The organism is Janthinobacterium sp. ROICE36 (genome assembly GCF_002869965.1).
Taxonomy (GTDB): domain Bacteria; phylum Pseudomonadota; class Gammaproteobacteria; order Burkholderiales; family Burkholderiaceae_D; genus Janthinobacterium.
The window spans coordinates 1-12,257 of record NZ_PEBS01000106.1; the positions used below are offsets into that span (position 1 = coordinate 1).

The window sequence follows — 12,257 nt, forward strand, 5'->3', positions numbered from 1 at the left end:
CGGGGCCGGCGGGCGGCACGGTGGTGGCGGGGCAGGCAACGATCAATGGCGCGCCGGGCGCCACGGTGATCAATCAGGGCAGTCAGAACGCCGTCATCAACTGGGCCAACTTCAATATCAACAAGGGTGAGTCGGTGCAATTCGTGCAGCCGAACAGCAATGCGGTGGCCCTGAACCGCGTACTGGGCAGCGATGGCACGACCATCCTCGGCAACTTGTCGGCCAATGGCAAGGTGTTTATCGTCAACCCGAACGGCGTGCTGTTCGGCCAGGGCGCGTCCGTGAACACGGCGGGCCTGGTGGCGTCCACCCTGGATATCAACAACGCCGACTTCATGGCCGGCAAGTACCAATTTAGCGGCAACGGCACGGGTAAAGTCCTGAACCAGGGCTCGATCAGCGCGCCGGGCGGCTATGTGGCCTTGCTGGGCGCCAACGTGTCGAACGAGGGCACGATCCAGGCACGCCTGGGCTCGGTGGCCCTGGCGGCGGGCCGCGCCATCACGCTCGATGTGGCGGGCGACGGCTTGCTCAATGTCGCTGTCAACGCGGGCGCCGTGGGCGCTTTGGTCAACAATGGCGGCATGATCCGGGCGGCCGGCGGCAGCGTGGTATTGACGGCGCAGGCGGCCGGTGACTTGCTGAAAACCGTCGTCAACAACACGGGCGTGATCGAGGCGCAGACGATCGATACGCGCAGCGGCACGATCAAGTTGCTGGGCGACATGCAGAGCGGCACGGTCAACGCGGGCGGGACGCTGGACGCCAGCGCGCCTGAAGGCGGCAAGGGCGGCTTCATCGATACCTCGGCCGCGCATGTAAAAATCGATGATGCGCTGAAGGTCACGACGGCATCCAGCCACGGCCTGACCGGCACCTGGCTGATCGATCCGACCGACTACACCATCGCGGCGACCGGCGGCGACCAGACCGGCGCGTTTTATACGAATGCGCTCAAGAGCACCAGTGTCCAGATTCAGAGCATCTCGGGCGGTACCGGCGTGTTGGGCGACATCAACGTCAACGACACGATTTCGTGGTCGGCCAACCAGCTGAAGATGACGGCGCAAAACAATATCAATATCAACCAGCCATTGCGCGGCTCCGGTACTGCCAGCCTGGCGCTGGAATATGGCCAGGCCAACGTGGCATCCGGCAACTTGAGCAAGTACAACGTCAAGGCCGAGATCGACCTGCCGTCGGGGCTGAACTTCAGCACCAAGCTGGGCAGTGACGGCACGGCGACGGCCTATACGGTGATCAACTCCCTGGGCGCGGCCACCAGCGTAGGCGGCACCGATTTGCAAGGCTTGAAAAATGCGCTGAGCGGCAACTTCGTACTGGGCGCCAATATCGACGCCACCGGCACGGCGAACACGGCGGTCTGGGGCGCCAACGGCTTCACGCCGATCGGCACCACCGCCACGTCATTCACCGGCCAGTTCGACGGCCTGGGCCATGTCGTGACAGGCTTGACCAGCGGCACCACCACCGCCAGCGCCTCGGTAGGCTTGTTCGGCACGATCAGTTCGACGGCGCAAGTGCGCAATATCGGCCTGCTCGGGGTCGCGATCACGTCCAATGTGCCGAGCGGCACCTACGGTAATGTCGGGTCGCTGGTCGGCTACAATAATGGCGGCACCATCAATAACGCCTATGTCGGCAGCGGTACCCTGACCAGCCCGGGTATCGTGTCGCTGGGCGGCCTGGTCGGGAAAAACTCCGGCACCATCAGCAACAGCTACAACAACGCCACGCTGCTGGTGACGACCAATATCGGCAGCGCTCTTGGTGGTCTGGTCGGCAAAGCCGTCGCCGGCAGCAACATCAGCAACAGCTATAACAGCGGCACGGTGACCGCGAATAAATATAATGCCGGCGGCCTTGTCGGCAACAACCTGGGCAGCATCACCAACAGCTTCAATACCGGCGCCGTGACCGCCGGTCTTGGCGCGGGCGGCATCACCTCCGTCAATGGCTCTGGCTCCGCCACCGGCTTCATCGCCAACAGCTACAACACTGGCGCCATCGTCGGCATTGGGCAAGTCGGCGGCGTAGTTGGTAACAATTTTTTGAAGGGGGACGTCAGCAACAGTTACTCGACGGGATCGGTGACGGCCGCAGCTACGACCGGCAGCAATCTCAGATACGGTGGCTTGGTCGGCGAGAACCGGGGCACCATCAGTAACAGTTATGCCACCGGCGCGGTCAGCGGCACGGGCGATGTAGGAGGCGTGCTAGGCGGGAGTCCCTTGGGTGGCACGATCACCAATGTATATTCTTCCGGCGCGGTGAGCTTGATCAGCGGCGGCACAGGTACCCCGGGTGGCGTGGTCGGAAACATGGGCGGCACCAGCTCGATCAACGGCGGCTATTTCAATGCGACGGTCAACCCGATCTCGGCCATCGGCGTCACCAGCACCAGTGGTACCACTGCCGCGGTCGCCGGCTTGACCGCGACGCAAATGCAAACGGGGTCGAACTTTGGGGCGTTCACCTTCACGACGGCAACTGGCCAGACCGGCAACAACTGGGTTATGGTCGATAACGACGGCAGGCTGAACAACGCCGGCACCGTGCTAGGCGCCACCGGACCGATGTTGTCGTCCGAGTACAGCACCACTATCTACTCGTCGCACCAGTTGCAATTGATGGCGATGAACCTGGCCGGCAATTACACGCTGGGCATGGATGTCAACGCGGCCGGCACCGGCACCGGCAGTGATGTGTGGAACGGCGGCACCTTTGTGCCGGTCGGTGCCAGCAGCGGCGCGAGGTTCACCGGCACCTTCGACGGCGCCGGCCATGTCATTTCAGGTCTGGTCGTCAACCGTCCAGGCACGGATTACGCCGGCCTGTTCGGCGCCACGTCGAGCACGGCGATCGTGCGCAATGTCGGCCTGGAAGGCGGCAGCATCACCGGCAGGGATAGCACCGGCGCGCTGGTCGGCAACAATGCCGGCCTTGTCAGTGGCAATTACAGCACCGCGAGCGTGACCGGCTCGACCGACGTCGGCGGCCTGGTCGGCAGCAACAGTGGTACTGTCAGCAACAGCTATGCCTCCGGCACGGTGAGCGGCAGCACCGATGTGGGCGGCCTGGTCGGCCTCAACTCCGGCACCTTGAGCAATAACTACGCCACCGGCGCCGTCTCCGGCATCCTCAACGTGGGCGGCCTGGTGGGCGTCAATAGTGGCAGCGCGAGCGGCAACTTCTGGGATGCCACCACTACGGGCCAGGCCACCAGCGCCACCGGCACCGGCTTGACCACCGCGCAAATGAAATTGCTGTCCACCTACAGCGGCGCAGCGTGGGACCTGGCCGGCGCGTGGATCGTCTACGACACGAATACCTACCCCTTGCTGCGCGCCTTCATGACGCCGCTGCAGGTGACGTTTGCCTCGAACGCCAGCAAGACCTATGACGGCACCAGCAGCTGGACGGCGCCAGGCGCCACCTTCTCGAACCCGAATGCCACGCTGTCCGGTTCACTGAACTATGGCGCGGCGGGCAGCGCGGTCAACGCCGGCACCTACGCCATCACGGCCGGCGGCCTGTATTCTGGCCAGCGCGGTTATGCCATCAATTCCAACGCGGCGACGCTGACCATCGACAGGAAGGCCGCCACCGTCACCGGCGGGGTGGTGAGCAGCCGCGACTATGACGGCACCACGGCCGCCACGATCAGCGGCGCCACGATCAGTGGCCTGCTGTCGCAGGACAACGGCAATGTCGTGGTCAACACGGGCACCTTCGACACCAAGGATGCCGGCACTGGCAAGGCCGTCACGGCGATCACCACCGGCAGCGCCGGTGGCAACTATATCGTCACGGCCACCGGGCTGACCGGCACCATTACGCCGAAAGCATTGAGCGTCACCGGCCTGGCCGCGACCACCAGGCAATACAACAAACTGGTGTCGGCAACCGTGACTGGCGGTACCTTGAATGGCCTGGTGACCGGTGAAACCCTGAACCTCGGCGCGTCGAGCGGCACTTACCTGGATGCCAACGCTGGCACCAACAAGACGCTGACGCTGACGCTGGGCACGGTGTCCGATGGCACTGGCCTGACCAGCAATTATTCGATCACCACGCCGACCAACGTCACCGGCACCATCACGCCCAAGGTCTTGAGCTGGAATAACCTGGCGGTGGCTAACAAAGTGTACGACGGCAACGAGACGGCCGCCATCAACAAGGGCAGCATCACCGGCCTGGTTCCCGGCGAAATGCTGGCAGTAGGCCCTGCGGCCGCGTTTGCCGACAAGAATGCCGGCAATGCCAAGACGGTCACCGTCCGCACCACGCTGGGCAATGGCGGCGATGGCACGCTGGCGTCCAACTACACGCTTGCCGATACCACCGTGCTGGCCAGCATCACGCCCAAAGCCTTGACGTTGACCGGCGTGGCAGCCGGCAACAAGACTTACGACGGCACCAAGGCGGCCGCAATGACGGGCGGCACTCTGGGCGGCATGATCAGCGGCGAAACCGTCACCCTGGGCGCGCTGTCGGGCACCTTCGCCGACCAGAACGCCGGCAATGGCATAGCCGTGACGGTCATCGGCGGCAGCTTGAGCGACGGCAGCAATGGCCTGGCCAGCAACTACACGCTCGGTGGCGTGACGGGGCTGTCGGCCAATATCACGCAAAAAGCCTTGACGGTGAGCGGCGTGAGCGTCGCCAGCAAGATCTATGACGGCAACACCAAGGCCAGCATTTCGGGCGGTACCCTGAATGGCCTGGTGATCGGCGAAACCCTGAGCCTGTCCGGCCAGAGCGGCGCATTCAACGACAAGGACGCGAGCAACGGCAAGGCCGTGACGGTGACCGGCGCCACGCTGGCCGACGGCACCGGCTTGGCCAGCAACTATACGGTCAGCAACGCGACCGGCGTCACCGGCAATATCACGCCGAAGGCGCTGACGGTCAGCGGTGCCAGCGCGCTAACCCGCGTCTACGATGGCAGCACTGCCGCGACCCTGGCGGGCGGCGTGCTCGATGGTCTGCTCAGCGGCGAAACATTGACGCTGTCCGGCTTGAGCGGCGCCTATGCCACCAAGACTGCCGGCAGCGGCAAGGCCGTCACCGTCACCGGCGCCACGCTGGCCGACAATGCCGGTGGCCTGGCCAGCAATTACACGGTCAGCAATCCGACCAGTGTGACCGGCAACGTCACCAAGGCAAGCATTTCCAGCGTCAGCGGCTTGAGCGCCAGCGACAAGACCTACGATGGCAACGCTGCCGCCGTGATTGGCGGCAAGGCCGTCATCACCGGCATGGTGCTTGGCGACGATCTGGCCTTTTCCAGCGCCAGCGGCGCCTTCAGCGACCAGAATGCAGGCACCGGCAAGACTGTCAATATCTCCGGCATCACGCTGACGGGCAACGACCTGGCCAACTATGACTTCACCAATACCAGCGCCACGGCCACCGCCAGCATCGCCCGGAAGGCATTGACGGTGATCGGTGCAACAGCCGCGGACCGGGTCTATGACGGCAGCACGGTGGCCACCATCAGCGGCGGCAGCCTGGACGGCCTGGTCGGCAAGGAAACCCTGACGCTGACCAGCATGACGGGCCTGTTTGCCGACAAGAATGTCGGTACCGCGAAAGCGGTGACCGTCAGTGGCGCGGCCTTGACGGGCGGCGCGAATGGGGGCCTGGCATCCAACTACACGGTCACCGATTCGACCGGTTTGACGGCCAATATCACCAAGGCCACCATCAGCACCGTCAGCAATATCGTCGCCGACAACAAGGTCTACGACGGCAATACCAAGGCCACCGTCAGCGCCACCGGCGCCACCTTCAACGGCATGGTCAGCGGCGACAGCCTGTTGTTCAGCGCCACCTCGGCACTGTTCAATGACAAGAATGCCGGCAGCAAGACGGTGACGGTGAGCGGCATCGCACTCGGCGGCACGGATGCGGGCAACTACAACCTGACCAACACCAGCGGCAGCGGCACCGGCGCCATCACACCGAAGGCGGTGACGATTACCGGCATGTCGGCCGTGAATAAAGTCTATGACGGCAACACCAAGGCCAGCGTGACGGGCGGGTCGATCAGCGGCCTGGTCGGCACGGAAACCCTGGGCGTGACGGGTTTGACGGTCACCTTCGACGACAAGAACGCCGGCACCGGCAAGGCTGTCACGGCCACCGGTACCACCCTGGTCAACGGCGGCAACGGCGGCCTGGCCAGCAACTACACGATGGCCAACCCGACCGGTTTCACAGCCAATATCACGCCGAAAGCGCTGACGGTAACGGGCATGACGGCCGGCACGCGCGTCTACGACGGCACCACCGCGGCCACCTTGAGTGGCGGCGCCCTGAGCGGCCTGGTCAGCGGTGAAACACTGCTGGTCAGCGGCGGCAGTGGCGTGTTTGCCGACAAGAACGCCGGCAACGGCAAGGCGGGGACGGTCAGTGGCGTGGGCATTGCCGACGGCAGCGGCTTGGCCAGCAATTACTCGGTCAGCAACCCGACCGGCTTGACGGCCAGCATCACACCGAAAGCCTTGACGGTGGCGGGCCAGCTGGCTGGTAATAAAGTCTATGACGGCAATACGGCGGCGCAATTGTCCGGCGGCGTGCTGGCGGGCCTGGTGGCGGGCGAAACCCTGGGCATTGCAGGTCAAACTGCCGTGTTCAGCGACAAGAACGCGGCCAGCGCCAAGGCGGTGACGGTGACGGGCACGAGCCTGGTCGACACGGCCAGCGGCCTGGCCAGCAATTATACGGTTAGCAATCCGACCGGTTTGACGGCCAGCATCACCCCGGCCAGCCTGCTGGTGCGCGCCACGGGCGCCGCGCCGCGCGTGTATGACACCAGCACCAACGCCAGCGTGACCCTGGCGGACAACCGTATCGCCGGCGACGTGCTGAGCATCAGCAATGGCGGCGCCAGCTTTGCCGACAAGAACGCCGGCGCCAACAAAACGGTGACGGTGAACGGCATTGCGCTCAGCGGTACGGACGCCGGCAATTACACGGTCAACGCCACGGCGACCACCACGGCCAGCATCACGCAGGCGGCCCTGGGGGTGAAGGTGGGCAATGCCGAGAAAGACTATGGCAATGTCAATCCGGCCTTCACGGCCAGCTACACGGGCTTGCTGGGCAACGACACGCTGGCGAACGAGGTCAGCGGCAATCTGGCGTTCAGCACGTCGGCCACTATCGCTACGCCATCGGGCAGCTATCTGGTGTCGGCTGCCGGCCAGACGTCGACCAACTATGCGTTGACATACACGCCGGGCGTGCTGACCGTCAAGCCGACCGAAGCGCTGCAAAGCGCGGTGGCCAGCGTGATCGCGGCGGTCAATGTGGCGCCATCGCAGGGCAATATGGTGCAGGCCGACGTGGTGGCGAAAGGCGAAACCGTGACCAGCAAGGAAGACGCGGTGCAGGTGGCGCTGGAGGGCCGTCAGCCGCAGCAGGGCAGCACGCCGGTGGTGCTGACGACGGCATCGGTGAACAGCAATGTCTTGCCGGGCTTGCGCCTGAGTGTGGTCGATACGGGCTTGCGACTGCCTGTGGCGGCTGGCAACACGAGCATCGAAAACCAATAAGCGTGCATTAACCGGGCTTGCCAGTGGAAGTGCCGCTTCGTGCACCATGCGAAGCGGCATTTTTTTTGCTGCCCTGCCATCTGCGATCCGAAGGTGATTGCGGCCTGCCTTGCAGAAGGGTACTGAAAGCCGCTTGCTGCGTATTATCAAATCATCTACACTGCGCTCTTCATTTTCGCAGTGTAGAAAAGGCATCATGCGCAGCGCCATCCCGACTTTTCCGCTCTTTTTTCTGCTCTTGCCCACCGCTGCCTGCGCCGAGGATGCGCCGCTGCAGAAAGTTGAAATTTCGGCCGCCAGCGGTGTGCAGCAGCGGCGAGACGACACGGCCGCGAAGATCATCGTCAGCCGCGACGACCTGGCCCAATATGGCGACAGCAGCCTGGCGGCGGCGCTGAAACGCCAACCCGGCGTCTCCGTCGTCGGCGGCGAGGTGCGCATGCGCGGTCTGGGCGCCGGCTACACGCAAATGCTGATCAACGGCGACCCCGCGCCACCCGGATTTTCCATCGAATCGATCGCGCCCGAGATGATCGAGCGCATCGAGATTTTACGCGGCGCGACGGCCGAATACAGCATGCAAGCCGTCGCCGGCAGCATCAACGTCGTCTTGCGCAAGGGTGCCAGCGGCGCCGAGCGCGAATGGAAGCTGGGCGCCGGTAGACAGGATGGCCGCTGGCAGCCTGCCGCGTCCTTGCGCGTGGCGGACAAGCTGCCCGGTTTCGCCTATGCGCTGACGGGCGCGCTGGAGCGCACGGCCGATGACGTGGCGGGAAGGACGACTGAGACAATCTCCGATCCGGCCGGCACGCTGCTGGCGCGGCGCGAAACGCGCACGCGCAACGCCTCCTCCGTCAACAAGGCCAGCCTGACGCCGCGCCTGCAATGGACCTTCGACAATGGCGATACCATCATCTGGCAAAGCCTGCTGGACTGGTATCGCACGGGATTTGACGGCGTGGCCAGCGAAACGGCCTTGCTGGGCATGCCCACGGCGTATCCGCGCAATGGCGCCACTTCGCAGGCCAGCGTGTTTTCGGCGCGCAACGACGTGAATTGGGCGCACCCGCTGGGGGCGGCGGGCAAGCTGACGGCCAAACTGGGCGTCAACCACAACCGGCGCGATACGGATTACGCGTTTCATGGCGCGGCGGCCGGTGGCGCTCCTTTGTTGCTGCGCGGCGTGGTGTCCGACGCCATCGACGACAGCGTCACCAGCAGCGGCAAATACCTGGGCCGACTGGGCGGCGGGCATGCGCTGAGCGCGGGCTGGGATGGCAGCCTGATACGCCGCAGGGAATCGCGCCGCCAGCGCGACACGTATCTTGCCGGTGGCGCGCCGTATGCGCTCGATGAAGACTACACGGCCGACGTGCGGCGCCTGGCCTTGTATGCGCAGGATGAATGGGACGTGACGCCGCGTCTGCAAATGTATGCGGGCGTGCGCTGGGAAGGCTTGCACACGGCCACCGAGGGCCGCACCTTGAGCGAAGTGCGCACGCGGGCCAGCGTCTGGAGTCCCGTGGCGCAACTGCTGTGGAAACCGCCGCAGCAGGAACGCGACCAGCTGCGGCTGGCGCTGGCGCGCACCTACAAGGCGCCCAGCACGCGCAACCTGGTGCCGCGCCGCTACACCATCAACAATGGCAACAGCGCCAACAATCCCGATTTCCAGGGCAATCCCGAGCTGCGGCCGGAACTGGCGTGGGGGCTCGATGCGGCCTGGGAGAGCTATTTCGGCAAGAGCGGCGTGGCCAGCGTGTCGGCATACACGCGGCGCATCAGCGACGTCACCGTGCAGCGCCTGTTCCAGCACGATGGCATCTGGACCGCCAGCCCGTTCAATAACGGCACGGCCACGGTGCGCGGCGTCGAGATGGATGTGAAGTTCCCCTTGCGGACCTGGTGGGTGCAGGCGCCCGATATCGACGTACGTGCCAATGCGGGGCGCAACTGGTCCAGCGTCGCCGCCGTGCCGGGTCCCGGCAACCGCCTGGCCAGCCAGGTACCGGCCACGCTCAACTTTGGACTCGATTATCGGCTCTCGCCGAGGATGAGCATGGGTGGCAATTTGAACGTGCAGACGGGCGGCCTGGCGCGGCTCGACGCGCACGCCAGCAGCCATGCGGGCGTGCGGCGCACCTTCGACGCGTATGCGCTGTGGCAGCCGGACGCGAAAACGCGGGTGCGCCTGTCTGCGGCCAATTTGCTGCATCATCAGCAGGAGCAAGGGCTATCCTATGTCGATGAGGTGGGCCGCAGCGACAGCCTGACGAGCCTCGATGGCAGCGCGTCGCTGCGTCTGATGTTCGAGCGCAGCCTGTAAGCATCAGTGTCTGGTGGGCTTTTCCTGCTGCACCAGGATGAACGGGCTGACGACGACAGCCCACAGTGCCGCGTCGGCGGCTTGCCAGTCCAGCGCCTGCTGGTCCGACACCTTGGCCACTTTGCCATCGGCCATCCATTGCGCGATGGTGGTCTTATCGTCGTGCGAGATGCGCACGGCCACTTCGACCAGGTCGAGCTCATTGGCGACCCAGACGACGTTGCCCTGGGCGAAGTGTTTTTCCAGTTCGCTCCAGGCCAGGCGGGCCGTTTCGCTGTTCACTTTGAGGCGCAGTTCGGTGTCTTTTTCAGGATTGGTTTGCATGCGAAATATCAATGTTCGGTGAGTCGGGTGCCATTGCGCGCGGCTGGCTTGCCTTACACGGCTTCCACGCGCGGCGTCGGCGTTCCCTGCCATGTTAACCGATAGGCGGCCCCTTTGCGAACATTGCCCACCAGGGCAGGGCGGAAGCAGGCCAGGTTGGTGCCGCTGGCGTGCCGCACACTGGGGAAGATCACGCCCATGGAGCCTGCTTCGAGCAGGATGGCGGCCAGGTCTTGCGAGGCGATGTAGCTGGCCGGGTCGAGGCAAGCCTGGTAGCGCTGCTGGCTGCGCAGGTCGTGGAAGCTGGCGGAAAAATCGGCCAGCAGCGACTGGTAGCTGACGCTGTCGTCGAAATAGTCAATTTCCTGGTATTCCACGGTTTTATGGAAAATGATCTCGGCCAGCGCCGTTTCCATGTCGAAGGCGCAATACCAGGCGCCCCGCTCGCCATCGTTGAAACGCGCCCCTTCCGGGCGGGCGTAGGTATAGGCGGCGTTGATGATGCGAAAATTTGGCACGCCAAAAACCAGCTCGTCCACGCCAATTCCTGGCGCGCCGCCATACTCGGCCACCAGGCGCGCGTTGGTGGCGTTATCGAGCTCGAACAGTTCGCGCAGGTGAGCATCGTCCTCTGCCAGCGGCGCCAGCACGGAGTCTTCCATGTCGGCGAAGCGCGAGGGAATCAGGCGGCAGGTGTCGATCTGGCGCAAGGCTGCCAGCGGCGGCAGCTGTTCATTGGGAGCGGCAGGCACGATTACAGCCCTCCGCGGCGCGCATCGAGCAGCTTGCGCACCGTCTGCATGGCCAGCAAGCCGCCGGCCAGCATCTGCGACAGGGGTGTGCGGCCGCCGAACACGGGATTTTTGTTGGGCAGGCTCACCCATTCGTCGGCCAGCTTGTCGCCGTACAGGATGTGCAACGCTTTGTAGATGCCCAGCAAATAGGAAATGCGCGTGATGCGGTCCACTTCCAGCACGCGGTCCGGGTGCTTTTTCCACTCGTAGTAGGCGCTGCTGGACAGGCCGCCCAGCAATTCGCGCGCATCGTCGTCGCGCAGCTTCCAGGCGGCGGCCAGCTTGAAAAACCCCTTCAGTGCCGATTGCGACAATCGCTCGCGCTCGGCTTTGGCGTTCAGGTCGACGAGCACGGCCGGTTCGAATCGGCTCTTGGGGTAGGCGTAGGCAAGATTCATGATGAACTCCATTTATGGATTAATGTTACTCCTTTTTTGGAATTTTTGTTGTCCTCTTCCAAATGTGTGGGCCCACGCCTCTTAGTCGTCAAAGAATTGCATGTCGGCATAGGGCGCCGCCCGGCATGCAGCCAGCCGCTGTGCCAGGCTGCCCGCATGGGCTTCCAGCCGGTGGCCGTCCGGATCGAGAAAATACAGCGAGTCGCCAGCGCTGCTGTTTTGCTGCCATTCGGACACGCCGGCGGCGCGCAGGCGGGCGGAAAACGGGGCGAAGTCGGCGGGCGCGATGGAAAAGGCGTAATGCGTGTAGCCGGGGCTGGCCAGCCTAGCCGTGTCTTGCCCATCCAGCGTCAGGCACAGCCACAAATCCCCAGCCGACAGATACGCGCCCCTGTCCCAGCGCGCATGCAGGCGCAGGCCCAAGGTGTCGCGGTAAAAGACGACGCCGTGCGCCAGGTCGCGCACGGACAGGGTGAGGTGGTTCAGGCCGGTCAGCATGGTGCTGCTTTCAGATTGTGTGGAGGCCGGTTCCAGCCTCCGCAGTGGTTTGATGCGACATTGTTTCAGGTAAGCATGAGACACAGCAATAAGACCACAAACGTCGCAACACCTGACAATGCCGTAGCGAGCGGAAGGGAGAGGTGGTCGAGAAGCGCAACCGTACTTCTAGTGTACTGCTTGCGAAATGGTTGCACTATTTAAAGACTGCGCTATCATCTACATATTGAGTTTGAGATGAGGTGAGCAATGCTGACTGCGGCGCCGATTATATTGAGCGAGGAAGACCGTGCCGAACTGGAACGAAGGGTCCGGTCGCAAACCATCGATACAC

General features: G+C 64.1%; 6 protein-coding genes. 2 read left to right on the forward strand and 4 right to left on the reverse strand.

Annotated features, from left to right (window positions below):
* The first annotated feature begins 23 nt into the window (after nt 1–23).
* Together CSZ94_RS25400 and CSZ94_RS25405 are read left to right on the forward strand one after the other, a co-directional pair.
* Entirely contained in the window at nt 24–7,583 is a 7,560-nt protein-coding gene (locus CSZ94_RS25400; RefSeq protein ID WP_258001200.1) for a YDG domain-containing protein, read from the forward strand.
* Nucleotides 7,584–7,779: 196 nt separating this feature from the next.
* Entirely contained in the window at nt 7,780–9,909 is a 2,130-nt protein-coding gene (locus tag CSZ94_RS25405; protein WP_258001201.1) for a TonB-dependent receptor plug domain-containing protein, read from the forward strand.
* Between the two features lie 3 nt (nt 9,910–9,912).
* Here the strand turns inward: CSZ94_RS25405 and CSZ94_RS25410 are convergent, their stop codons facing one another.
* The 4 genes from CSZ94_RS25410 to fos all read right to left on the reverse strand — a co-directional run bounded on the left by CSZ94_RS25410 (nt 9,913) and on the right by fos (nt 11,923).
* Nucleotides 9,913–10,233: a DUF2288 domain-containing protein gene (locus CSZ94_RS25410; RefSeq protein ID WP_102124066.1), complete on the reverse strand. Its 321-nt coding sequence runs from the start codon at nt 10,231–10,233 to the stop codon at nt 9,913–9,915.
* Nucleotides 10,234–10,286: 53 nt separating this feature from the next.
* A complete protein-coding gene (locus CSZ94_RS25415; RefSeq protein ID WP_102124067.1) occupies nt 10,287–10,985 on the reverse strand; it encodes an RES family NAD+ phosphorylase in 699 nt (232 codons plus the stop codon).
* A 2-nt stretch (nt 10,986–10,987) separates the two neighbouring features.
* Nucleotides 10,988–11,425: an MbcA/ParS/Xre antitoxin family protein gene (locus tag CSZ94_RS25420; protein ID WP_102124070.1), complete on the reverse strand. Its 438-nt coding sequence runs from the start codon at nt 11,423–11,425 to the stop codon at nt 10,988–10,990.
* A gap of 81 nt (nt 11,426–11,506) precedes the next feature.
* On the reverse strand, nt 11,507–11,923 hold the full coding sequence (fos, locus tag CSZ94_RS25425; RefSeq protein WP_102124068.1) for a fosfomycin resistance glutathione transferase: 417 nt from the start codon (nt 11,921–11,923) through the stop codon (nt 11,507–11,509).
* Nucleotides 11,924–12,257: the final 334 nt, after the last annotated feature.

Bases quoted from the DNA above. Each gene is read 5' to 3' on its own strand.
- CSZ94_RS25405 (WP_258001201.1), top strand. From the start codon at position 7,780: ATGCGCAGCGCCATCCCGACTTTTCCGCTCTTTTTTCTGCTCTTGCCC.
- CSZ94_RS25410 (WP_102124066.1), bottom strand. From the start codon at position 10,233: ATGCAAACCAATCCTGAAAAAGACACCGAACTGCGCCTCAAAGTGAAC.
- CSZ94_RS25420 (WP_102124070.1), bottom strand. From the start codon at position 11,425: ATGAATCTTGCCTACGCCTACCCCAAGAGCCGATTCGAACCGGCCGTG.
- fos (WP_102124068.1), bottom strand. From the start codon at position 11,923: ATGCTGACCGGCCTGAACCACCTCACCCTGTCCGTGCGCGACCTGGCG.